This window comes from Arthrobacter sp. YD4 (assembly GCF_030410515.1).
In the GTDB taxonomy this organism is placed as follows: domain Bacteria; phylum Actinomycetota; class Actinomycetes; order Actinomycetales; family Micrococcaceae; genus Arthrobacter.
This window is the reverse complement of record NZ_JAUHHD010000001.1, coordinates 387954-411978: the sequence shown is the minus strand read 5'-3', so window position 1 is coordinate 411978 and position 24025 is coordinate 387954. Positions and strand designations below refer to the sequence as shown.

General features: G+C 69.1%; 20 protein-coding genes and 2 tRNA genes. 17 read left to right on the top strand and 5 right to left on the bottom strand.

Annotated features, from left to right (window positions below):
* The first annotated feature begins 61 nt into the window (after positions 1-61).
* Both QWJ39_RS01895 and QWJ39_RS01890 read left to right on the top strand, forming a co-directional pair.
* On the top strand, positions 62-1459 hold the full coding sequence (locus QWJ39_RS01895; RefSeq protein WP_290255997.1) for a glycosyltransferase 87 family protein: 1398 nt from the start codon (positions 62-64) through the stop codon (positions 1457-1459).
* A gap of 5 nt (positions 1460-1464) precedes the next feature.
* Entirely contained in the window at positions 1465-2250 is a 786-nt protein-coding gene (locus QWJ39_RS01890) for an SDR family oxidoreductase (RefSeq protein ID WP_290255996.1), read from the top strand.
* Positions 2251-2275: 25 nt separating this feature from the next.
* Here QWJ39_RS01890 and QWJ39_RS01885 read toward each other — a convergent pair whose 3' ends face one another.
* The 4 genes from QWJ39_RS01885 to QWJ39_RS01870 are packed head-to-tail and all read right to left on the bottom strand — an operon-like array spanning position 2276 to position 6872.
* Positions 2276-3466: an acyl-CoA dehydrogenase family protein gene (locus QWJ39_RS01885; RefSeq protein ID WP_290255995.1), complete on the bottom strand. Its 1191-nt coding sequence runs from the start codon at positions 3464-3466 to the stop codon at positions 2276-2278.
* 9 nt (positions 3467-3475) lie between these two features.
* Entirely contained in the window at positions 3476-4996 is a 1521-nt protein-coding gene (locus QWJ39_RS01880; RefSeq protein ID WP_290255994.1) for an APC family permease, read from the bottom strand.
* The gene (locus QWJ39_RS01875) at positions 4993-6207 is read right to left on the bottom strand and encodes a glutathionylspermidine synthase family protein (protein WP_290255993.1); all 1215 of its coding nucleotides are present in this window, start codon (positions 6205-6207) and stop codon (positions 4993-4995) included. Before QWJ39_RS01875 ends, QWJ39_RS01880 begins: the two co-directional genes overlap by 4 nt.
* Positions 6208-6209: 2 nt before the next feature.
* Positions 6210-6872 (bottom strand): Tat pathway signal protein, encoded by a 663-nt coding sequence (locus tag QWJ39_RS01870; RefSeq protein ID WP_290255992.1) that lies wholly within the window; start codon positions 6870-6872, stop codon positions 6210-6212.
* 179 nt (positions 6873-7051) lie between these two features.
* On the opposite strand from QWJ39_RS01870, the gene QWJ39_RS01865 reads away from it, so the two are divergent.
* The 7 genes from QWJ39_RS01865 (at position 7052) to QWJ39_RS01835 (ending at position 15476) form a co-directional block, all read left to right on the top strand.
* Positions 7052-7705: an MOSC domain-containing protein gene (locus QWJ39_RS01865; protein ID WP_290255991.1), complete on the top strand. Its 654-nt coding sequence runs from the start codon at positions 7052-7054 to the stop codon at positions 7703-7705.
* 431 nt (positions 7706-8136) lie between these two features.
* Positions 8137-10149, top strand: a complete 2013-nt coding sequence (locus tag QWJ39_RS01860; protein WP_290255990.1) for a DEAD/DEAH box helicase — start codon at positions 8137-8139, stop codon at positions 10147-10149.
* Between the two features lie 255 nt (positions 10150-10404).
* A tRNA-Thr gene (locus tag QWJ39_RS01855) sits at positions 10405-10476 on the top strand.
* 61 nt (positions 10477-10537) lie between these two features.
* Positions 10538-10611 (top strand) — tRNA-Met (locus QWJ39_RS01850).
* 251 nt (positions 10612-10862) lie between these two features.
* Positions 10863-13055, top strand: coding sequence for an acyltransferase family protein (locus tag QWJ39_RS01845; protein WP_356902558.1), 2193 nt, complete (start codon positions 10863-10865; stop codon positions 13053-13055).
* A gap of 61 nt (positions 13056-13116) precedes the next feature.
* Positions 13117-13776: an NAD(P)H-binding protein gene (locus tag QWJ39_RS01840; protein WP_290255988.1), complete on the top strand. Its 660-nt coding sequence runs from the start codon at positions 13117-13119 to the stop codon at positions 13774-13776.
* A gap of 128 nt (positions 13777-13904) precedes the next feature.
* On the top strand, positions 13905-15476 hold the full coding sequence (locus QWJ39_RS01835) for a Na+/H+ antiporter (protein ID WP_290255987.1): 1572 nt from the start codon (positions 13905-13907) through the stop codon (positions 15474-15476).
* Positions 15477-15485: 9 nt separating this feature from the next.
* Here the strand turns inward: QWJ39_RS01835 and QWJ39_RS01830 are convergent, their stop codons facing one another.
* Positions 15486-16709, bottom strand: coding sequence for an ROK family protein (locus QWJ39_RS01830; protein WP_290255986.1), 1224 nt, complete (start codon positions 16707-16709; stop codon positions 15486-15488).
* An 83-nt stretch (positions 16710-16792) separates the two neighbouring features.
* Between QWJ39_RS01830 and QWJ39_RS01825 the strand changes: the two genes are divergently transcribed.
* The 8 genes from QWJ39_RS01825 to QWJ39_RS01790 all read left to right on the top strand — a co-directional run bounded on the left by QWJ39_RS01825 (position 16793) and on the right by QWJ39_RS01790 (position 23958).
* A complete protein-coding gene (locus QWJ39_RS01825; protein WP_290255985.1) occupies positions 16793-18499 on the top strand; it encodes a glycoside hydrolase family 13 protein in 1707 nt (568 codons plus the stop codon).
* An 11-nt stretch (positions 18500-18510) separates the two neighbouring features.
* Positions 18511-19476, top strand: coding sequence for an aldo/keto reductase (locus tag QWJ39_RS01820; protein ID WP_290255984.1), 966 nt, complete (start codon positions 18511-18513; stop codon positions 19474-19476).
* Positions 19477-19621: 145 nt separating this feature from the next.
* Positions 19622-20485, top strand: a complete 864-nt coding sequence (locus QWJ39_RS01815) for a CoA ester lyase (protein ID WP_290255983.1) — start codon at positions 19622-19624, stop codon at positions 20483-20485.
* Between the two features lie 92 nt (positions 20486-20577).
* A complete protein-coding gene (locus tag QWJ39_RS01810) occupies positions 20578-21432 on the top strand; it encodes a DUF2797 domain-containing protein (RefSeq protein WP_290256476.1) in 855 nt (284 codons plus the stop codon).
* A gap of 69 nt (positions 21433-21501) precedes the next feature.
* A complete protein-coding gene (locus QWJ39_RS01805; RefSeq protein ID WP_290255982.1) occupies positions 21502-21726 on the top strand; it encodes a DUF3188 domain-containing protein in 225 nt (74 codons plus the stop codon).
* Between the two features lie 19 nt (positions 21727-21745).
* A complete protein-coding gene (locus QWJ39_RS01800) occupies positions 21746-22225 on the top strand; it encodes a MaoC family dehydratase N-terminal domain-containing protein (RefSeq protein WP_290255981.1) in 480 nt (159 codons plus the stop codon).
* A gap of 2 nt (positions 22226-22227) precedes the next feature.
* Positions 22228-22665, top strand: a complete 438-nt coding sequence (locus QWJ39_RS01795) for a MaoC family dehydratase (protein WP_290255980.1) — start codon at positions 22228-22230, stop codon at positions 22663-22665.
* 15 nt (positions 22666-22680) lie between these two features.
* Positions 22681-23958 carry an MFS transporter gene (locus tag QWJ39_RS01790; RefSeq protein WP_290255979.1) on the top strand — a complete coding sequence of 426 codons (1278 nt, stop codon included), beginning with the start codon at positions 22681-22683 and terminating at the stop codon, positions 23956-23958.
* Positions 23959-24025 lie beyond the last annotated feature (67 nt).

Here is a 24025-nt window from a genome sequence, read left to right as displayed (position 1 = left end):
GCAGACGCCGCCGGCGTGCTGTGCCGTCGTCCCGCTGCAGCATCTATTGGGGGATCCACACATGCCACTGCTCGACGCAGACTACCCGCACGCCCCGCCGTCCGCACACCCGGACGCCCCGGCGAGTGTTCCGGGCCGCCGACGCCTCGGCGTTGCTATCGCCGCCACTCTGCTTCCGCTGGGCCTGGCCGCCGTCGCCCTGGCTGTGTGGCACTGGCTGTCCGGCTGGGGTGAGCAGGGCCTGGACTTCAGCGTCTACTGGTACGGCGGGAAGATCCTCAACGACGCGGGCCCGGCGGCGTCGGAGCTCTATCGGGGCAATGTCGACTGGGCCGGAGGACCGGGCCTGCCGTTTACCTACCCGCCCTTCGCCGCCCTCCTCTTCAGCCTGCTGGCCCTGCTGCCCGAGAAGCTCGCCCTGAACCTGTTCAACACCGCCGGCGTGATTACCGCCCTCTGGGTCGCGGTCCGGGCCCTCCGGTACTGGACAGCAAAAGCCGACTGGCGGGCCGTTTTCCGGTCACTGAGCAACTACTTGGCCGCAGCCGTGCTGGTCCTGGCCGTGATCAATCTCGGCCCCTGGCGCGAGACACTGGCCTTCGGGCAAATCAACATCCTGCTGATGGGCATGATGGCGGCGGACCTGCTGGCGCGGAACCCCCGCCGGGCCCACGTTGTCCCTGGCAGCGGGTTCCTGGTGGGGGTCGCAGCGGGCATCAAGCTGACGCCGCTCGTCTTCGGGCTCTACTTCCTGGTTCGCAAGGACTGGCGCGGCCTGCTGAACATGGGCGCGGGATTCCTCACCACCGTGCTGCTCGGAGCGCTGCTGCGCCCGGCCGAGTCCGTGGAGTTCTGGTTCCGGATCCTGCCGGACACCTCGCGGATCGGCGGGGCGGGCTACGTGGACAACCTCTCGCTCAAGGGCGCGCTGTTGCACTTCGGAGTTCCCGAGAACGCCGTGACCGTGCCCTGGCTGGTGCTGAGCCTGCTCGTGGTGGCGCTGGCGGCCGGCATCATCAAGTCCGCGAGCGAACAGGGAGCCCGGGTGGTCGCCATCTCAACGACGGCCCTCACCATGCTCTTGATCAGCCCCGTCTCCTGGTCCCACCACTGGGTGTGGGTCGCCGTCGTCCTGCCGGCCTTCGCCTGGACCCTGCGCGAAACCCCCGACCTCTACCGTGGGACGCGCTGGCTGATGGGTGCGGTGCTGGGCGTCTCCGTCCTGGCGTTCTTCTTCTCGCCGAAGACGATCGGCACGGCGTTCGGCGCGCAGAACCTCGACGTCCAGACGCCGGGGCTCTGGATCATGGCCTCAAGCGCCGGGGTCTTCTGCGCCGTCGCCCTGCTGTTGTGCTGGCGGCTGGCCCTGCGCCGCGGTTCGCTGGCCCACGCCTTCGACGTGCACACCGCGCCAACGCCGGTCCGCGAACCGGCTGCCGCGCGGGCCGCGCTAGGCTGAGGCGCATGACCGCGTCTCCCGCTGCCCCCGACCCCGCCCCGGTTCAGCGCAGGACGGCCATGGTGACCGGCGTCGGGCGGCTCGCGGGCCTCGGGGCCGGCATCGCGCGACGGCTGGCCGCCGACGGCTGGGACCTGGTGCTCACCTACTGGCAGGACTACGACGCCCGGATGCCCTGGGGCGTCCAGCCGGACGACGTCGAACGCCTCACCGCCGAACTGCAGGCCACCGGGGCGGCGGTGGTGGCGGTACCCGCCGACTTCGAGGATCCGCAGGCCGTCGACGTGCTGATGGCCACGGTCGCGGAGGAGGCCGGCACCCTGCACGGACTGGTGCTCAGCCACGCGGAATCCGTGGACTCAGGCATCCTGGACACGTCCCTGGCGAGCTTTGAACGGCACTTCGCCGTCAACACCCGCGCCAGCTGGCAGCTGATCGCGGCGTTTGCCAGGCAGGCGCCGGCCGAAGGCGGCGCGATCGTGGCGCTCACCAGCGACCACACCGCCTTCAACCTGCCCTACGGGGCGTCGAAGGGTGCCCTGGACCGGGTCGTGATAGCCGCGGCGCGGGAGCTGGGACCGCAGGGGATCAGCGCCAACGCGCTCAACCCGGGCCCCGTGGACACCGGCTGGATGGATGCGCAGCTGCGCCAGGACCTGGCCGGGCGGCAGCCCGGCGGACGGCTCGGCACTCCCGCGGATGTTGCCGGGACGGTTGCGTTCCTGCTCTCGCCCGAGGGCCGCTGGGTATCCGGGCAGCTGGTCAAGGCCGACGGCGGTTTCTCCGCCTGACGCCCCGGAGCCGGGGCCCGAACCGCTAGCGGAAGGCCGGGAGACCGGTGATGTGCTGGCCCAGCACCAGGGTGTGCACCTCGTCGGTGCCCTCGTAGGTGCGCACCGATTCGAGGTTGGCCGCGTGCCGTAGCGGTGAGTAGTCCAGGGTGATGCCGTTGCCGCCCAGGATGGTCCTGGCCTCCCGGGCGATCGCGATGGCTTCCCGGACGTTGTTGAGCTTGCCGAGGGAAATCTGCTCGGGCCGCAGTTGCCCGGCGTCCTTGAGCCTGCCCAGCTGCAGGGCCAGCAGCGTCCCCTTCTGGATTTCCAGCAGCATGTTCACCAGCTTCTCCTGCGTCAGCTGGTAGCCGGCCAGCGGTTTGCCGAACTGCAGGCGCTCCTGCGCGTAGCGGAGCGCCGCCTCGTAGGAATCCCGGGCCGCGCCCATGGCACCCCAGGCGATCCCGTAACGGGCCTCGTTCAGGCAGCTGAATGGGCCGCGCAGTCCGCGGGCGGCCGGGAGCAGCGCCTCGGGTCCCAGCCGGACGCCGTCGAAGGTGATGTCGCACTGGATCGAGGCGCGCATCGAGAGCTTCTGCCGGATCGGCGCGGCCGTGACCCCGGCGGTGCCGGCCGGAACAAGGAAGCCGCGCACGCCGTCGTCGGTCATCGCCCAGACCACCATGATGTCCGCCACGGACGCCAGCCCGATCCAGCGCTTGGCGCCGTCCAGAATCCAGCCGGCGTCCTCGCCGCTGCCGTCCCGGCGGGCGAAGGTCTGCATGGCCGCCGGGTCCGAACCGGCGGTGGGTTCGGTCAGGGCGAAGCATCCGATCGCCTCGCCCGCGGCCATGCGCGGCAGCCACTGCTGCTTCTGGTCCTCGGAGCCCCACAGGTGGATGGCGGTCATGGCCAGCGAACCCTGAACCGAGACGAACGTGCGGATGCCGGAGTCCCCGGCCTCCAGCTCCATCGCGGCCAGGCCGTACTCGACGGCGGAACGGCCCGGGCAACCGTAGCCCTCCAGCTGCATGCCCAACACGCCCAGCTCGCCGAGCTCCGGGGCCAGGTCCAGCGGGAACACGCCCTCGTCGAACCACTCGGCAATGCCGGGCCGGATCCGCTGCCGGGTGAAGTCGCGGACCTTCTCCCGGACGGCCAGCTCCTCGGAGCTGAGCAGGGAATCGATGGCGAGGACGTCGGAGACGTCGGACACTTCAGCGGGTCGGCTCATGCGGCCATCCTACGGCCGGGCGCCGTCGACCGCGGGCTCCGTCCGTGCGGGCCGGACGAAAAAGTGCCGCGTGGCGGGGGCGAAGCGGCAGACGGCGGCGAGGACCACACCCAGCGCCAGCAGCGCCACCCCGCTGACGAAGGCCCCGCCGACGCCGAAGATGGTGGTGTTGCCGTACGCCGGGTCCCACATCTGCACTGCGGAGACCACGAACGCCGCCGTCAGCGCCACGGCCCCGACGGCGGGCAGGATCCCTCGGAACCACAGGTTCCGGGCCGAAGCGCGCAGGGTCCCGCGGAAGTACCAGACGCAGGCGAACCCGGTCAGGGCGTAGTAGAAGGCGATGAAGAGGCTGATCGAGCTGATCGAATCGGCCAGCAGGTTCTGGCTCAGGACGCTCATCAGCACGTAGTAACCCACCGCCGCGGCGCCCATCACTTGGGTGGAGAACCCGGGGGTCTGGTTGCGCGGGTGCACGTGGGCGAAGCGCCGGGGGAGCGCGCCGTGCACGCCCATCGAGAGTGTGCCGCGGGCCGTCGGGAGGATGGTGGTCTGGGTCGAGGACAGCACCGAGGCAAGGACCGCGACGACGATCAGCCAGCCCCAGGGGCCGAGCACGGTGTCCTTCATCGCCAGGAAAACGTCGCTGCGGTTGGCCTCGTTGCCCAGCCCGATTCCGTCCGTTCCCACCGAGGCGTACATCATCACCAGCAGCGCCACCGAAACATAGATCGCCACCAGGATCACCGCGGAGAGCACCGCGCCGCGCCCGGGCGTGGTGGCCGGGTGCTCGGTCTCCTCGTTGACCGCCAGGCAGGTGTCCCAGCCCCAGTAGATGAACAGGGCCAGCAGCACCCCGTGCACCGCGGCGCCCGGATCGGTGACGAGCGCAGCCGGATTGAACCAGGCCGGGTCGAACGGCTGGCCCGAGGCTGCGGGGCTGCCGGCGGCGATCTGGACGATCAGGGCCACGGCGAAGATGCCGAGGGACACGTACTGGACGTAGGTCAGGGTGCGCTGGACGTGCTCGCCGAGCCTGATCCCGCGGTAGTTCACCAGGGTCATGAAGACGATGAAGACGACGCCGGTGGCCGTCACCACCAGCGGATTGCCGGCGAGCGACCCGTCGCCGATCAGCAGCCAGAGGTACTGGCCGGCGACCTGGGCGAGGTTGGCCAGCACCACGATCCCTGCCAGCGCCACGCCCCAGCCGCCCAGCCAGCCGGCCCACGGGCCGAAGGCGCTGCGGGCCCAGGTGAAGGTGGTGCCGCAGTCGGGCATGGCGCTATTGAGCTCGCGAAAGGCGTACGCGATGAAGAGGACCGGAATGAAGCCCAGCAGCAGGATCAGCGGCGTCGCGTTCCCGTTGACGGCCACGATCAGGCCCAGGGTGGCGGCGAGGGAGTACACCGGGGCCGTGGAGGCCAGGCCCAGCATGACGGAGTCGCCCAGGTCCAGGATGCCGGCGCGCAGGCCCTTGGCCGGGACCGCGTCCGCGGCTCCGGGCGCCGTCGTGGAGGGGATGGTCATAGCGCGATACCTGCCTTGGTGGAGTTCCGGCCGGCCGGGGGAGCGGGGGCCGGGGCGTCGATGGTGTTGGGGACGAAGCGGCAGAAGTAGTCGGTGACCGGGCCGTCGGATTCGCGGATCCCGCAGCCGACCGATTCGCCGTCGACCACCCACAGCCCCAGCACCGGACGGTTGCCGTCGAAGTCCGGCAGCGCGTGGAACTGCTGGTAGCACCAGCCCTCCCGGCCGTAGTCCCCGGGCTGCTCCAGGCTGAGGCCGTCGGCATGGATCCGGATGTTGTCCCCCTCGCGGCCGTGCAGCGGTTTGGCGACCCATTCCCGCAGCGGGCCCGGGCCGTCCAGGTAGGCCGGAAGCAGGTTGGGGTGGTCCGGGTAAAGGTGCCACAGCGCGGCAAGGAGTGCCTTGTTGGAGAGCAGCATCTTCCACGCCGGTTCCACCCAGCGGGGATTGGAGGCCCGCTGGAAGAGCCGCTGGCCGAACGGTTCCTTAATCATCAGCTCCCACGGGTAGAGCTTGAACATGGTGCTGATCAGGTAGTTGTCGAGGTCCACGAAGCGGTTGAGATTGGGGTCCCAGCCGATGTCCGACATGTTGATCCCGATGGTGCACCAGCCGGCCTGCTCGGCCACGTCGCGCATGTACGCGGCGGTCATCCAGTCCTCGCCGGATTCCTCCTCCTCGGCGTGGGCCACGTGCAGGGTGCTCATCCCGGTCCGGTACTGGAGCTTGCGCCACTGCCGGATCAGGGCCTCGTGAATGCCGTTCCACTGGTCCTTTTCCGGGTGGACGTCCTGCAGCCAGAACCATTGGGCGACGGCGGCCTCGATAAGGCCGGTGGGGGTGTCCGCGTTGTACTCGAGCATCTTCGCCGGGCCGCCGCGCCCGTCGTACACGAAGTCGAAGCGGCCGTAGATGTCCACGTCGCCGGCCTGCAGCGATTCGGCCGCCAGCTCCAGTGCCTGCGGACCGATGCCGATCCCGCCCATCGCCCCGGTGGCCAGGAACTTTGCCGCCTCCAGGCACATGAAGTGCATCTGCTCGGCAGCGGTCTCCAGCGTCTCCACCTCGTCCATGGTGAATTCGTAGTAGGCATCCTCGTGCCAGTACTCGAGTGTCTTCCCGTCGGGAAGCTCGGTGGTGGAGAAGACCAGCCCCTGGGATTCGATCCGCGCCTTCCAGTCCGGGCGGGGTGTTGAGTGCAGCCGTTTCATCCCTAGCCTCCCGTGCTTCCGCCCTTGGCGCTGCCGCCGAAGCCGCCTCGGCTGACCGTTCCGCCCTTGGAGCTGTACCCGGTGGAGGCCTTGGCGCCGGAGGGGACGGTTTTGCTGAAGCTGGGGTAGGCGGAGCGGTTCTGGCCGATGCCGGGGACGTTGGCGCCGCGGGAGTAGAAGTACCAGGCGTAGATACCCGAGCTGCGGCCGGCGGTGCTGCTGTTGCCGCACTGGGAGTCGTCCACGCGCTCGCCGGTCTCGTCGTTGAAGCAGACCTGGGCGTAGTCGGCGTCGTCGCCGCCGCTGGAGACCATGGCGGTTATGGTGCCGGCCAGCAGTGCGGTGACACCGAGGCCGACGACGACGGTGCGGCGCTGGGAGCGCTTCTTCCGCGCCGCTGCGGCGCGCTCGCGGTCCCGCTCGAACGGATCGAACACTGCGGTGGGTCCGGCCTCCGCCGGTCCGTGAGCGGGCCCGGGGGCGGTGCCGGCCTGATCCAGCAGTTCGGGCCGGAGTTCGGGCTGGGGTACCTGCCACGGTGGCGGCTTGGGACCCTTCCCGGGCGTGGTCGCGTCGCCTTGATTGGCAGTCTTGTCAGCGGCCCGGTCGCCTGCCGGCTCCCCGGGCTGGTCCGCGGCGCTGCGCCCGCCGTCGTGCGTGTCCATGCTTCCCCCTGCGTGGTTGCTTCTCCGAATGGCGGGCCTGCGCCGGCCGGGACGGCCCGGCACTCCGGCGGACCGCGGAATTCTGAAAGCCAGCCTAACCGGCAAACAGCCGGTCCGCAGCGGATTCGACCGCTCAAAAACCCGGCCGCGCTGTCCCCGCACCGGCCTACACTGGTGCCATGGAAACCGCATCTGTGCTTGCCGTCTGCGTGGTGCACCAGTTGCTCAGCGATGAGGGACGGCTGGGCGTCACCGCCATCGACAAGCGCCCGGTCCAGGGCCCGGTCAAGGTCCACCGGCTGGGACTGCGCGGCGACGTGCAGGCCGACCGGCTGGACCACGGCGGCGAGGATCAGGCGCTCTACGCCTATTCGCAGGACGACGCCGACTACTGGGCGGAGGAACTGGGCCGGGACATCCCGCCGGGGTACTTCGGCGAGAACCTGCGGGTGGTTGGCCTCTCCGCGACGGATGCGGTGATCGGCGAACGCTGGCGGATCGGGCTGGACCTGGAGGTGGAGGTCACCTCGCCCCGCGTTCCGTGCAGCACGTTCCAGCGCCGGGTGGGGGAGCCGCACTGGGTCAAGCGCTTCACCGAGGCCGGCCGGGTGGGGTCCTACCTGCGCGTGGTCAAGCCCGGCACCATCCAGGCCGGCGACCACATCCACCGGCTCTACGTCCCGGCGCACGGCGTCACAGTCGGCAAGTGGTTTGCCGACCCCACCCCGGAGGACGCGGACGCCCTGCGGGACGCCGAAGCGGACGGCTCCATCCGGCTGCAGCCCGAGTACCACCGGATGTTCGAGAAGCTGCAAGCCGGCCGCATGGCCTGAAGCGGGCCGTGCCCCCTGCGCCCGGCCTGGGCTGGCCTCGGCCCTGGCTGCCGGCCGGTGTGCGCAAGCTCACCGCCGTCGTCGTCGTTCTCCGTTGGCGCCCGTGCGGGGCCATGGCCTACACTTGAAACATCCCCCAATCCGGAAATCCCTAATTCCTGCCCAATTTTTGAGGCAGGACTGGTAAGTGTGGGGGCCCGCCATTGTGAGCGGGCATTTTCATAGGGAGAGCCGGCTAAAGAAAACGCTGTACAGACTGCTGGGATAGCAGCCAAGAGATGCAGCGTGAAGTCCTGCCAGGGATTGCGAAAGCGCCGGACTTCTGTGACCGGCCGGTCAAAGGATGCCCGGCGTTAGTGCGTCACGCGTTCTGCGGCTCCGCTCACCTCGGGTTGTGCCGCTTGGCCCCTATGGATGAGGAAGAATCACCTATGCCCGAAAATCAGGACCACTCCGTCGACACCGAGACCGCCAGCGCGACCGGTATGAACGACGTCGAGACCACCGAAACCACTGCCGCCGGGACTCCGGCCGAGCAGCCCGCTGAGAACGCCGGCCAGGAAGAAGAGGGCGTCAAGTTCGTCGACCTCGGCATCGACGGCCGCGTCCTCGCAGCCCTGCAGGACGTCGGCTACGAGAAGCCGTCCCCGATCCAGGCGGCCACCATCCCGCTGCTGCTTGAGGGCCGTGACGTCGTGGGCCTCGCCCAGACCGGTACCGGTAAGACCGCAGCCTTCGCGGTGCCGGCCCTGTCCAGGCTCGCCGAACTGCACGACCTGAACGGCCCGTCCCGCAAGACCCAGGCACTGGTGCTTGCCCCGACCCGTGAGCTCGCGCTGCAGGTGGCCGAGGCCTTCACCTCCTACGCCAAGCACATCGACGACTTCACCGTCCTGCCGGTCTACGGCGGCTCCGCCTACGGCCCGCAGCTGGCCGGCCTGCGCCGCGGCGCCCAGGTTGTTGTCGGTACCCCCGGCCGCGTGATCGACCACATCGCTAAGGGCTCCCTGGACCTGTCCGAGCTCCAGTACCTGGTGCTGGACGAGGCCGACGAGATGCTGCGCATGGGCTTCGCCGATGACGTGGAGCAGATTTTCCAGCAGACCCCCGAGGGACGCCAGGTTGCCCTGTTCTCCGCCACGATGCCCGGCCAGATCCGCCGGATGTCCAAGCAGTACCTGAACAACCCGGCCGAGGTGCAGGTCAAGTCCAAGACCACCACCGGCGCCAACACCCGCCAGCGCTACCTGCAGGTCATGGGCCCGCACAAGCTCGATGCCATGACCCGCATCCTCGAGGTCGAAGAGTTCGACGGCGTCATCGCCTTCGTGCGCACCAAGATGGCCACCGAGGACCTCGCCGACAAGCTCCGCGCCCGCGGCTTCCAGGCTGCCGCCATCAACGGCGACATCCCGCAGCAGCAGCGCGAACGCACCGTCGACGCGCTCAAGGAAGGCCGGATCGACATCCTGGTCGCCACCGACGTCGCCGCCCGCGGCCTCGACGTCGAGCGCATCAGCCACGTCATCAACTACGACATCCCGCACGACACCGAGTCCTACGTGCACCGGATTGGCCGTACCGGCCGCGCCGGCCGCTCCGGCGAGGCGATCCTGTTCATGACGCCGCGCGAGAAGTACCTGCTGCGCTCGATCGAGAAGGCCACCCGCCAGCCGGTCGAGCAGATGCACCTGCCCACCGCCGAGACGGTCAACACCCTGCGCCTGGGCAAGTTCGCTGACAAGATCACCGAGACCCTCGAGTCCGAGGACGTCGCGGCGTTCCGTGACCTGATCTCCTCCTACGAGGAAGAGCACGGCGTGCCCGCCGCGGAGATCGCCGCGGCGCTGGCCGTCATGGCCCAGGGCGGCCAGCCGCTGCTGGTCAAGGAACTGCCCGCGGCTCCCGAGTACCAGAAGCGCGAACGCTCCAAGGACGGCTTCGGCTCCCGCGGACCGACCCGCACGCTCACCGAGGGCAACGCCACCTACCGGATCGCCGTCGGACGCCGCCAGCGCGTCATGCCGGGCTCGATCGTGGGCGCCATCGCCAACGAGGGCGGCATCTCCTCGGCCCAGATCGGCGGCATCGACATCCGCTCGGACCACTCCCTCGTGGAGCTCCCGGCGGACCTCAGCCCCGAGCAGCTGAAGGCCCTGTCCCGCACCCGGATCGGCGGCGAGCTGATCCACCTGGAGCTGGACAACGGCCGGAAGCCCTCCGGGGACCGCGGCGCAGGCCACAGCGGCCGTGGCGGCTACTCCGGCGGCAGCGGCAACTTCAAGGGCAGCGGCGGCTTCAAGCGCGAGTTCCGCAAGAACGACGGCGGCGAGCGGTCCTCAGCGGATCGCGGCGGCCGCTCCTACAGCGACCGTTCCGAGCGCAGCTTCGGCGACCGCAAGCCGCGGACCGAGGGCGGTTTCAAGCCCCGCAACAAGTGGTAACCACGTGTAGCTAAGCACCACCGGACGGGCCGGCTCATCGCGAGCCGGTCCGTCCTTTTTTATCCCTCCACTTTTGCCGTGTCCGGGCGCGACGTAGCCTTCGTCACATCCGGGCCGGGAGGGGTCCCGCCGTCGTCGTTTTACGTGGCTCGGGGGCTGCTGTATCCCCGTCCTGGCGCGGATTTTGGGGGTAGTGGACCCCTGGTCGCGTCGATTTGTTGGGAGCGGAATCTTCCGGTAGAGTATTTACTCGTTGCCCCCCTAGCTCAGTGGTAGAGCGCGTTCTTGGTAAGAACGAGGTCACCGGATCGATTCCGGTGGGGGGCTCTGAATGAGGGCCTGCGTCAAGGCGGTTTTGACCGGCTTGACGCAGGTTTTTCTCATTCGTGGCGGTGTAGCTCAGTTGGTTAGAGCGCACGACTCATAATCGTGAGGTCGGGAGATCGAGCCTCCCCACCGCTACAGGCAAGGCCCCCGGAATCTCAACAGTTCTGGGGGCCTTTTTTGTGGGGACTCGAGCCTCGTGACGGGCCTCACCCGCACCGGCAACACAGTCCGGAACTTCGCGGTCTCGGTGCCGTCTTTGTGGGTGTGCGACTGAATTTCTCGTAATGTTGACGGTTGTTGCGTGACTGGAGCTGTCGGACTGAACGCTTATACGCGCTCCAGATTAGTTTTTTCCAAGCTAGCAGTTTGTATGGTCGGGTCCGCCCATGGGACGCGGCTACTACCACGGAGCGATGAGGTGTGGGCCTCAAGCTGCGTCGAAAGGAACTATGTCAGTTTCGGTTTCCCGCCCAGGCGGCCTTCCCGCATCGCTCCTTCGACGTGATGTCGTCAGCACTCGGAAACGGGGTTTCAGGACCGATATCCAAGCGCTCCGCGCTCTGGCCGTGGGCCTCGTCGTTCTCAACCACTACTGGGCCCAGCGCGTTCCGGGTGGGTACGTCGGCGTCGACGTGTTTTTCGTTATTTCCGGCTACCTGATCACGGCCCATTTGGCCAAAGAACTGCGGGCAAGTGGCAGGATCCGGCTCGCGGCCTTCTACGCCCGTCGGGTCAGACGCCTTATTCCGGCCGCCCTACTTGTGTTGATTTCATCCGTCCTGCTTGCGGGAGCTTTTCTTCCCTACACGCGCTGGAATGCAACAGTGCAGGAGGTTCTGGGAAGTACGTTCTACGTTGAGAACTGGCTCTTGGCCGCCAAGTCTGTCAATTACTCTGCAATGAACGACTCTGCCACGGTTGCGCAGCACTTCTGGTCGCTTTCTGTGGAGGAACAGTTCTACCTCCTGTGGCCGCTCGGTCTGATGGGTCTCTATGTGGCGGCCCGGAAGGCGTCCAAGTCCCCGGAAGCTGTCCTGAAAGCGGCGGTCGGCGTCGTTGCCGCGGGAGGGCTAATCTGCAGCGTTTATGTTACGGCCGTGGCGCCCAGCGAGGCGTACTTCGTCACTCCTGTCCGGGCGTGGGAGTTCGGAGTCGGGGCGGCCGTCGCTCTGGCTGGTTCCATCCCGACGCTTACGCTGCGGGTTCGCAACCTCGCAGCACTGGCGGGTTTTGCCGTCATTCTGGCCAGTGCCGCTTCATTCGGCCGCAACACCCCGTTCCCGGGATGGACCGTCGCCCTCCCCGTACTAGGAACGGCATTAGTGATTCTTGCTGGATCCGACGGCGCACGGATGTGGCATGCACGAGTGACGGCGAGTTCTCCTGTTCAGTTTCTCGGGACAATTTCTTACTCAATGTATTTGTGGCATTGGCCGCTCATTGTCGTCGCGCCCTTTGTTCTCGGCGCGGAACCAGGTACTGGAGCGAAGCTCGGTGTGCTATTCATTGCGCTCGTGCTGGCTTGGGCCACCAAGCGCGTGGTGGAAGACCGATGGATCGAACCTCAACCGAGCCGGGGGCGCGTCCGAGTCGTCTTCTTGTCCCTGACGGCTGGAATGGTCGCCGTTGCTCTGGCAGCTTTTGGACTGGGCCTTCTGAGTGTGGAGAAGTCGAACGAAGCCAAGGCGCTGGCGGACAGGCTGGCCGCGAATCCCTGTCACGGCCCTTCGGTGATGAACCGACAGGCGGACTGCGGAAATCCCTTCACGATTCCCGTCACGTTGCCCAACATGGGTCCTCAGAATTCCTACGCTCAATTCCCTGATGAGTGCCCTACAAACGACAACACCCTTAAAGACGGACTGCAGGGCCACCCTGCCTCCTGCGATCTGTCCGCCGGGGACCCGAAGGCTGAGACCGTCTGGCTGGTAGGAGACTCCCACGCGCAACAATGGCAAACAGCCGTCTTCGAGTTGGCTAAGAAACGTCACTGGAAGCTGAAGTGGAGCTACTTCGGTGGCTGTCCACTTGTCGACGCCCCTTACGCCGGATACCAAGGCCAAGCAGCCGACCCGGCGAAGAAAGCCAGCTGCGAGAAATGGAGCCAGACCGTAGCCACCGCGGTGGAGCGGGACCGGCCAAGCAAGGTCTTCGTCAGCATGTTTGCTTCCGGAGAGCAGATTGACGATGGCACCGGTAGGAGCCAGCCAGCTCAGTACGCAGACGGGGTAGTCAAATACTGGAAACGATGGCTGGACGCGGGAGCCACAATTTTGCCAATCTTTGATCCTCCCCAGAATGGCGCAGTGCGCAGCCCGGATTGTGTGTCGATCCACGCATCAGACCCCGCGGCTTGTGCAGTGGCCAAGGATCGGGCGCTCCCACCCGACCCGCTCCGAGCAGCAGTCGACAGAATTCAGAGCCCCCACGTGCGTCCCATAGATCTGAACGCTTACTTCTGCGACGACAGCAACTGCTATTCGGCCATCGGAGGGGTGTCTATCTATTACGACCCGGACCATCTCAACAAAGAAGTCCTCTCCGGACTGGCTTCCGCGTTTGCCGATCAGGTCGGCTAGGTCTCCCCGACGTGATATCGCAAAGGGTGCGATGGTCGGCGGGGTGGGACAGAATGGGACGATGACGAAAATTGCGATCATCGGCGGCCACGGCAAAGTGGCCTTGAAACTCTCCAGCATCCTCACCCAGGACGGGTCCCAGGTGACCTCGGTCATCCGCAACCCCGAACACCGGGACGACGTCGCCGCCACCGGCGCCACCCCCCTGGTGCTGGACGTGGAAAACTCGACGACGGCGGAGATCGCCGCGGCGCTGGACGGCCACGACGCCGTCGTCTGGTCCGCCGGAGCCGGCGGCGGAAGCCCGGAACGCACCTACGCCGTCGACCGTGACGCGGCCATCCGCTCCATGGACGCCGCAGACCAGGCGGGCGTGCGCCGCTACGTCATGGTCTCCTACCTCGGCGCCGGGCCGGACCACGGCGTGCCGGAGGACAACAGCTTCCACGCCTACGCCGAGGCCAAGGCGGCGGCGGACGCCCACCTGCGCCAGAGTGGCCTGGACTGGACCATCCTGGGCCCGGGTTCACTGACCGACGGCGAAGGCAACGGCCTGATCGAAGCCAACCCGGCCGACACCTCCGACGGCACCGGCACCGCCCGCGCCAACGTCGCGCTGGTCGCGGCCGCCGTACTGGCCGAGCCGAAGACCGCGGGACACACCATCGAATTCCGTGACGGTTCGGCTCCGGTGGCGGACGCCCTGCAGTCCCTCCTCTAAGCCCTCCCAATCCCCGGACCCGGGGGCGCAGGCGCGCCCCCGGGTAGGGTGGTAGGGGCTCCCGGCCGCGCCGCAATGGCAATTGCGCCGACGGGCCCGGAAGCAATCACCCCGGGGAAAGTGAGCACATGGATCTTTTGGCCCTCATTATTGGACTACTGCTGGCCACCGTCGTGGCCGTGGGTCTGGGGGACCGGCTCCGGTTGCCCTATCCGGTGCTGATGCTGATCCTGGCCGTGGCGCTGACCTTCATCCCCGGCTTCCCGGAGGTGGACATCACCCCGGAGTTGATCCTTCCGGTCTTCCTCCCGCCGCTGCTCTTCGCCACCGCGCAGCGAAGCTCCTGGGCCGTGTTCCGGGTCCGCTGGCGCACCCTGCTCATGCTCGCCGTCGCCTTGGTGGTGGTCTCCACCGCCGTCGTGGCCGGTGCCGCTTGGCTGATGATTCCGAGCATCGGCATCCCCGCTGCCATCGCACTGGGGGCCATGGTGGCACCCCCGGACCCCGTGGCCGTGGATTCCATCGCGGGCCGGGTCCACATGCCCCGCCGGCTGATCACCGTGCTGCAAAGCGAGGGCCTGTTCAACGACGCGGCGGCTATCGTCATCTTCCAGGCCGCCGTCGCCGCCTCCGTTTCGGGCACCAAGCTGGGGCCCGACGTCGTCCTCCAGTTTGCGCTCGGCGCGGCCCTGGCCGTGGGCGTCGGGATCGCCATGGGCTGGCTCACCGGCCTTGTCACCCGGCTGGTGCAGTCCATGGTGGCCCGGAGCGCCGTCACCCTGGTGGTCCCGTTCGCCGCTTACATCCTCGCCGAGGAGCTCCACGCCTCGGGCGTCATCGCCGTCGTCGTCACCGCCCTTGAGGTGCAACGGCACTCACGGCCGCAGGACGCCGCCGAACGCATCACCCGGACCGCATTCTGGGACGTGGTGGAACTGCTGGTCACGGGCCTGGCGTTCGGGCTGGTTGGCCTGGAGATCCGTCAGGTTATCCATGATGAGGGCTCTGCGGTCCTCGGCATGGCCGGGACGGCGGCGGTGATCTGCGTCCTGGTCTTCGCCGTCCGCTTTGGCTGGCTGGCCCTGATGTCCGGGCTGGCCCGCAGCAGCAAGAACACGCTCCGGCCCACCTCCGCCAAGGAAGTGCTGATCCTTACCTGGTGCGGCATGCGCGGCCTGGCCACCCTGGCCCTGGCCCTCGCGCTGCCGCTGACCCTGGAGGACGGCTCACCGTTCCCTGCCCGCAGCGAGCTGCTGGTGATCGCCTGCGCCGTGCTGCTGGCCACGCTGGTGCTTCCCGGGCTGACCCTGCCCTGGCTGATGCGGGTGCTGAAGGCCTCGGAGGACGGGTCCGTGGAGCGGGATGCCGCCCGCCTGCTGGCAGCCCGCGCCCAGCAGGCCGCCGTCGCCGCCCTGAAGGACCACCAGCTGATGAAGGAGCTGCCCCCGGAGAAGGTGGCGCTGGTCAAGGAGAAGATGAACCGTCTGCACGCCGAGCTGCTCGACGGCAGCCTGCGCAACGAAAGCCTGGGCGACAAACGCAAGCGCGGCCGGGAGCTGGCGATCGCGGTTCAGACTATCGCCCTGGACGCGGCCCGCCAGGAAGTCGTGGCTGCCCGGAATGAACCCGACATGGACCCCGAGGTGGCGGACCGGGTGCTGCGGCAGCTGGACCTGCGCACCATGACCATGCCGGAGTAGCTGCGGCCGCTACGGCCTCAGCTGCAGGTCCAAGGCGTTCGCCTCGACGTAATCCAAGGCGTGCCGGACGGCGCCGACCGTCACGATCGCATCCCCGAGCGTTGACACGGTGACGCGCGGGGGAGTGGCGGTCAGGGCCGGCAGGGCGGCGTTAATGCCGGGCAGCAGCGCGCCCGCGGAATCGGCGACGGCGCCCCCGATCACCACCTGCTCGGGGTTGATGAAGCTCGCGATCGCGGCGATCACCCGGGCCATCCGCTCGGCGAGGCGGTCGAGGATCTCCAGCGCGGCAGCGTCCCCGGCCGCGGCGTCGGCGAAGACCCGCCGGGAGCCTGCCTGACCGCCGCCGGTGGGACCCCCGGCCTCCGCCTGCCACGTCCTGGCCAGGCTCGCGATGCCCGCGCTGGAGCCCACGCCCTCCACGAGGGAGAGGAATCCCATCTCCCCGGCACCGCCCGCCCGGCCATGCAGCAGCCGGCCCGATTCCAGCACCCCCGCGCCGAGGCGTTCACTGGCCAGCAGCACCACCAGGTCTGCCACCCCGGCGCCGGTTCCGCGCCAGCGTTCGCCCAGGGCCGCGAGATTGGCGTCGTTCTCAAGCCGCACCGGCCAGCCGTGCCGTTCGTGGAGGGCGGAGCGGAGCCCGACGTCGAACAGGGTCCAGAAGTGCTGGGCGGCGAGGACGGCACCCTCCCGGTCGATCGGGGCGGCGATGCCGGCCGTCACCGCCAGCACCTTCTCCGGGGTCTGGCCGGCCTCCCGGAGTGCGTCCAGGCAGGCCCGGTCCACCACGCTGACGCGCTCCTCCGCCGGGATGTCCGTGGCCCGGAAGGCCGCACTGGCCCGGCCGAGGACGGTGCCGCGCAGGTCCGCGACGGCCGCCGTCGTGGTCCCCGCGCCGATGTCGACGCCGAGGACGACGCCGGCGCGGGCATTCAGCTCAAAGCGCCGCGCGGGCCGGCCCTTGCGCGGTTTGCCGGCGGCGGCGGAGGGGGAGGCGCCTTCGCGGGCCGGGGTGTCCAGCTCCCTTAGCCAGCCGCTCCGGACGAGGTCCTCACACACGGCGATCACGGTGGCACGGGTGAGTCCGGTGGCTGCCATCAGCCCGGTGCCGGTGGCCACCTCCGTGGTCCGGACGGCGGCGAGCACCGCCTGGGCGTTGACCCGGCGGAGGGACTGCGGCGTACCGGCGGCGTGCGGCTGCGGAATCTTGACCTCCCTGTAACGCGGCACCCATAATTGAGCGGTAATAGATTTAGTTTCTATCTAAATTATGCTGTCCAAAGTATCAGACCCGGCTCTCAAAAGGACTTCACTTGTCGAACACCGCCACGCTGGCCACCCTGTCCGGATCCGACGCCGCCGCCGACCCGAACTGGTGGCGCCAGGCGTCCGTCTACCAGATCTACCCGCGCAGCTTCTCCGACTCCAATGGCGACGGCATCGGTGACATCAAGGGCATCACCGCCAAGGTCCCGTACCTGAAGGCCCTCGGCATTGACGCCGTCTGGCTCTCCCCGTTCTACCCGTCCGCCCTCGCCGACGGCGGCTACGACGTCGACGACTACCGCGACGTCGATCCCAAGCTGGGTAACCTCGCCGACTTCGACGAGATGTCCGCCGCGCTGCACGCCGCCGGGATCAAGCTGATCGCCGACATCGTCCCGAACCACTCGTCCAACCGGCACGAATGGTTCAAGGAGGCCCTTGCCTCCCCGCGCGGCTCGGATGCCCGCGAGCGTTACATCTTCCGCGATGGCAAGGGCGAGAACGGCGAGATCCCGCCCTCGGACTGGGAATCCGTCTTCGGCGGCCCCGCCTGGGAGCGCATCACCGAGCCCGACGGCACGCCCGGCCAGTGGTACATGCACATCTTCGCCAAGGAACAGCCGGACCTGAACTGGTCCAACCGCGAGATCCGGGATGACTTCCTGAAGACCCTGCGCTTCTGGTCCGACCGCGGCGTGGACGGCTTCCGCGTCGACGTCGCCCACGCCCTGACCAAGGACCTGACCGAGCCGCTGCTCTCCAAGCTGGAACTCAGCGAGGCCAACACCGGCACCGACGGCTTCATCGACGGCTCGCACCCGTTCTGGGACCGCGACGAGGTGCACGAGATCTACGTCGAGTGGCGCGAGGTCTTCAACGAATACAACCCGCCGCGCACCGCCGTCGCCGAAGCCTGGGTCCACGCGAGCCGCCGCGCCCGTTACGCTAGCCCGCAGGGCCTGGGCCAAGCGTTCAACTTCGACCTGCTGCAGGCCGACTTCGACGCCGACGAGTTCCGCGAGATCATCACCCGTAACCTCGCCGAGGCCACCGAGTCCGGTGCCTCGTCTACGTGGGTGTTCTCCAACCACGACGTCGTCCGGCACGCCACCCGCTACGGCCTCCCGCAGGGCGGCGGCAAGCACGCCAAGGGCCAGGACGGCAAGGGGTGGCTCCTCGCCGGCGCCCCCGCCGAGGAACTCGATATCGAACTCGGCCTGCGCCGCGCCCGGGCCGCCACTCTGCTGATGCTGGCGCTGCCCGGCTCTGCCTACCTGTACCAGGGCGAGGAACTGGGCCTCCAGGAAGTCGGCGAAATCCCGGACTCCGAGCGTCAGGACCCCACGTTCTTCCGCAACAAGGGCGTCGAGATCGGCCGCGACGGCTGCCGTGTCCCGCTGCCCTGGGAAACCGAGGGCAGCTCCTTCGGCTTCGGCGCCGGACGTGCCCACCTGCCCCAGCCCGAATGGTTCGGCCGCTACGCCGTCGCCGCCCAGGACGGCCAAGAGGGCTCGACCCTGGAGTTCTACCGCAAGGCCCTCAAGCTCCGCCGTGAGTTGCAGGCCTCCGAGGAACTGGAATGGGTGGAGAACAGCGACGCGGGTGTCCTGCACTTCCGCCGGCACGACGGCTGGCAGTCGGTGACGAACTTCGGCTCCGACGCCGTCGACCTGCCCGCCGGTGAGGTCCTGATCAGCAGCGGACCCCTCGACGGCGGCCGGCTGCCCGGCAACACCACCGTCTGGCTGCGGTGAGTGCCGAAGAAGTGCCCCCCGTCAAGGAACTGAACCCCGTCCAGGAACTGATTTATGGCTGCATGGGTCTGGGCGGCAGTTGGTCGGCGGAGCCGTACACCTCTGCCGACGTCGATCAGGCGGCGGCCGCGGTTGATGCCGCCCTGGAGGCCGGCATCACCCTGTTCGACCATGCCGACATCTATCGCGGCGGCAAGGCCGAGGCGGTGTTCGGCGAGGTGCTGGCACGGACGCCGGGTTTGCGCGAGCGGATCCGGCTGCAGACCAAGTGCGGGATCCGGCTGGGTGAGAACGGACTCGACGCCTACTACGACCTAAGCGGCGAGGCGATCCGGGAACGGGTCAACGGCAGCCTGGCCCGGCTCAAGACGGACTACGTGGACGTGCTGATGCTGCACCGGCCGGATCCCCTTCTGGATCCGGCCGAGGTGGCCTCCGCCGTCGGCCGCCTCATGGCCGAGGGCAAGGTCCGCTCGGTCGGCGTGTCCAACATGTCCGCGGCGCAGATCGAGCTGCTGCAGGACCGGCTGGAGGCACCCGTCGTGGCCAACCAGTTGGAGATGAGTCTCGGGGCCCGGGCCTGGCTGGAGAGCACGGTCCTGGTGAACCACGCCGACGGGACGGACTACAGCTTTCCGCACGGCACCGTGGAGCACTGCGTCCGCCGTGGCATCGGGCTGCAGGCCTACGGGGCGCTGGCTCAGGGCCGGTATACCGGTGCGGCGGGCGGTGGGGATGCCGCCGCACGCGCGACGGCGGACCTCGTCGCCGCGATGGCGGCGGAGAAGGGCACCACCGGCGAAGCCGTGGTGCTCGGTTGGCTGATGAAGCATCCGGCCGGCATCTCTCCGGTGATCGGCAGCGCGAACCCGGAGCGGATCCGCGCCTGCGCCGGTGCGGCGGACGTGGCCGCGGCCATGACCCGGCCCGAGTGGTACCGGCTCTGGATCACCGCCCGCGGCAGCAACATCCCCTAACCCATCCCACGGGCCGGCAGGCGAGGCTCTTACAAGCCCCATCTGACGGCCCGTGGGCGGCGGGAACGTGATTTTGGTCGTAATGGTCGCCCGGAACCGGGGTATTACTTGGCGGCCGGACGTTCCGGGCGGCTAGCGTAGAGGCATGACCTCTACGACCACCGCCGGGATTGTCCGGCCCCAACGCAATGTCCCGGCCGAGATCGCCCGCTCCTGGCTGCTGGTCAACGCCATGAAGCCGGAGCTGTTCACCGAATCCTCGGAGTCCCGCGCCGACGCGATCATCCTGGACATCGAAGACGCGGTGGACCCCTCCCAGAAGGACCAGGCCCGGCAGCACGTCGTCGACTGGCTGACCGCGGGCGGCAACGCCTGGGTCCGGATCAACGACGCCACCAGCCCGTTCTGGGCCGACGACCTCGCCGGCCTCCGCGGCACCCCCGGACTGCTCGGCGTGATGCTGGCCAAGACCGAGTCCGCGGACCAGGTCACCGAGAGCTTCCACCGCATGGACGGCAAGACCCCCGTCATCCCGCTGGTTGAGTCCGCCGTCGGCATCGAGGAAGCCAACCACATCGCCAAGGCCCAAGGCGCGTTCCGCCTCGCTTTTGGCTCCGGTGACTTCCGCCGCGACACCGGCATGGCCGCCACCCCGGAGGCCATGGCCTACCCGCGCGCCAAGCTCGTCGTCGCCAGCCGCGTCGGCAACCTGCCCGGCCCCATCGACGGCCCCACGGTGGGCACCAACCACCCGATCCTGCGCGAGCAGACCGGCATCACCGTGATGATGGGCATGACCGGCAAGCTGTGCCTGGCCATCGACCAGACCCACGTCATCAACGAGGTCATCAGCCCGACGCCCTCAGACGTCGCCTGGGCCACGGACTTCATGGCCGACTTCGAGGCCAACGGCCGCGTCATCCGCGACGGTTCCGACCTGCCGCGCCTGGGCCGCGCCGAGAAGATCATGAAGCTCGCGGTAGCCTTTGGGGTGCAGCCGGCCCTGTAGCCGCGCCCGACCCGTCAGGAGACCCCGTGATCCATGCCAACGAGCTGGTTCACGGGGTCTTTTGGGATCAACCGGAGAATCCCCGCGCCGCCCTGCGCGTCCAGGACGCCGCGGGCGGCTTCCGGGACGTGGAGCTCGACGCCGGAACCCGGCTCGGGTTCCGGATCTCCGTCCCCGGCAAACACTGCCTGGGCCACCACAGGGTGCACGGCCCGGCCGAGCGGGACCACATCCCCTGCCCACGGAACGCTCACGCCGAGCGCGGAAACCAGTGCGGCCCCTGCTTCGCGGCGGACGATTCCCGCCTGATCCACGACTTCCACCGCGGCGGCCGCGTCCCGCCCGGCCTGCGGGCCTACCTGATGCAGCCGCACTGGCTCTACGTCGCCTCCTTCGCCCACGGCGCCACCAAGGTGGGCACGGCCTCCGCGCTCCGGAAATGGCACCGGCTCGCCGAACAGGGCGCAGTGGCGGCACGGTACATTGCCCGGGCCGACGACGGCCGGATCGTTCGGCTGCTCGAGGACCTGGTCACCCGGGACGCCGGCCTGCCCCAACAGATCCGGTCCGCCGCCAAAGCCGCCGGCCTGGCCGACCCGCGCCCCGCGGCCGAGATCGATGCCCGCAACGCCGAGGAAGCTCAACGGGCCAGGGCGCTGCTGAGTGTGGCCGGCGGCGACGGGTACGAAGTGGTGGACGAACCCTGGACCCGGCCTGCGCTGGCGGACCTGGCCTGCGGCCACAGCCCCCGGCACCCGTACCCGCACCCCCTCGCCGCCGACGCCCACGGCTTCACCATCCGGTCCCTGAGCGGCGGGATCGCCCTCGCCGGCCTGATGGACAACGGGCCGGAGTTCGTCGTCAACCTCGGAGACCTGAAGGGACGCCTGCTGGAAACCGGGGAGCACCACTCCGACGTGCCGGCGGTCCAGGAGTCGCTCTTCTGAGCCGGAGCCTCCAAACCGGGGCCTCCAAACCGGGGCGGGCCGCCCGGTCCGGCCCCGTAGAATGGCAGGGTGCTGAACGAATTCTGGGCCACCGCGCCGACCCGCTACAAGGTGCTCGTCTTCGGAGCCATGGGACTGATCGCCGCCGGCATCATCCTCACCCTGATCGGCAACTCCACCGGTAACCAGGCGCTGTCCTTCACCGCCCTCGGCGTGATCGGCGCCGGCCTCATCCTGCACATCGCCGGCATGGTGGTCCGCGGCCAGGCGATCCGCAAAAAACTCCAGCGGTAGCGGCCGCTAGGCTGGACTCATGACTATTAATCCGGACCTGCAGGGCCGCAGCTACCCTGCCGCAGAGGTGTACGACGTCGGCCGGGAAAAGATCCGCGAATTCGCGCGTGCCGTCAAGGCCACCCACCCCGCCCACTTCGACGTCGAGGCCGCACGGTCGCTGGGCCACGCGGACCTGGTGGCACCGCCCACCTTCGCCATCATCGTCGCCCAGCGCGCCGACGCCCAGCTGATCGCGGACCCGGCCTCCGGCATCGACTTTTCCCGCGTGGTCCACGCGGACCAGCGCTTCGTCCACCACCGCCCCATCACGGCAGGGGACCGGCTGGTCGCCGAACTGCACGTCGACGGCGTCCGCGCCATGGGCGGAGGGGCCATGATCACCACCCGCGCCGAAATCTTCGCCGTCACCGGTGACGTGGCCGGGGCGGATTCCGAGCAGCGCGTCCCGGTCGCCACCACCACCTCGTCCATCCTGGTCCGCGGAGAGGGACAGTAACCATGACCCCCACTTTCACAGAACTCACGGTCGGCCAGGACCTGGGCAGCCGCACCATCGAGGTCACCCGCACGGACCTGGTCAAGTACGCCGGCGCCTCCGGAGACTTCAACCCCATCCACTGGAACGAGGCCTTCGCCACCGGTGTCGGCCTGCCCGGCGTGATCGCGCACGGCATGTTCACCATGGGCGCGGCCGTCCAGCTCGTCACCGACTGGGCCGGCGACCCCGCCGCCGTCGTGGACTTCCAGACCCGCTTCAGCAAGCCCGTCCCCGTCGCGGACACCACCGGAACGCCCGACGCCGGCGCCGTGATCGAGGTCGCTGCCGTCATCGGCGCGCTCGACGCCGAGGCGGGCACCGCACGCGTGGACCTCAACGTCGTCGCGGGCGGCCAGAAGGTCCTGATGAAGGCCCAGGCCGTCGTCAAGGTGGCCTGACCCGATGGCGCTGCCGTGACGGTCGGAACCCCGCAGGCCACCGAGATCACCCGGTGGCGCAACGCAGTCGTCGCGGCGTACGCCTTCAGCGGCGTCGCCTTCGCCAGCTGGGTGTCCCGAATCCCCGCCATCCGTGACGGGCTGGACCTGACTCCCGGCACCGTGGGCCTGCTCCTGCTCTGCATGACGCTGGGGTCCTTCGTCTCCGTGTCCGCGTCCGGGCTGATCGTGCTGCACTTCGGGTCCAAGCAGACCATCCGGATCGGCAGCATCATGGTGGGCATCGGGCTGGTGATCGCCGGCATCGGCACCTCCGTCCTGGTCAGCCCGGTCGCGGTCGCGGCCGGGCTGGTGGTGGTGGGCCTGGGCACCGCCAGCTGGAACACCGCCTCCAACGTCGAGGGGGCCGCCGTCGAGCGGGCTGTGCGCCGGCACATCATGCCGCGCCTGCACGGCGCCTTCAGCCTCGGAACGGTCGCGGGGGCCGGCGCCGGAGCGTGGGCCGCCGGCGCCGGGATCCCGGTCGCCTGGCACCTGGCCGCCGTAGGCGCCGTCGTCGCCGGGTCGGTGGCCACGGCCGCAACCTGGTTCCGCGCCGACGTCACCCCTGTGACCGCCGACGAACCCTTCACCCCCGCCGGCCCCGATAACTTTGAGGACCCGTCCACCGGGCCCATCCCCGTGATCAGCCAGGCCACCCAGGACGCGGCCGCGCCCCTGGACAACAAGCGCCAGATCGCGCAGGCCTGGCGCGACCGCAGGACCCTGCTGCTGGGTGTGCTGGTCCTCGGCCTGGCCCTCGCCGAGGGGGCCGCGGGGGACTGGGTGGCGCTGGCGCTGGCCGACGGCCACGGCCAGACACAGGCCGCCGGGGCCGCCGGGTACGGCTTGTTTGTCACCTTCATGACCGTGGGCCGGTTCGCCGGAACCGTGGCGCTGGACCGCTTTGGCCGGGTCCCGGTGATGCGATGGTGCGCCGCGCTGGCCGTCGCCGGCCTCGCCCTGTTCGTCTTCGCCCCGGTGCCGTGGCTGGCCTACGTGGCCCTCGCGTTCTGGGGACTCGGGGCGTCCCTGGGCTTCCCGGTGGGGATGTCGGCCGCGGCCGACGATCCCGTGCGCGCCGCGGCCCGGGTGTCCGTGGTGTCCACCATCGGCTACGGCGCGTTCCTCTGCGGACCGCCGCTGCTGGGACTGTTGGCCGAGCACGTGGGAATCCTGCACTCCCTGCTGGCCGTGATGGTGATGCTGGTGGTCAGTTTCCTGCTCTCCCCGGTGGCGCGGAAGGCCGCCTGACCCTGGCCGCCGGCCACGCGCAGGACCGAGCCCCAACTCGCATCTCCCGGGCGGGCGCCCCGGCTTT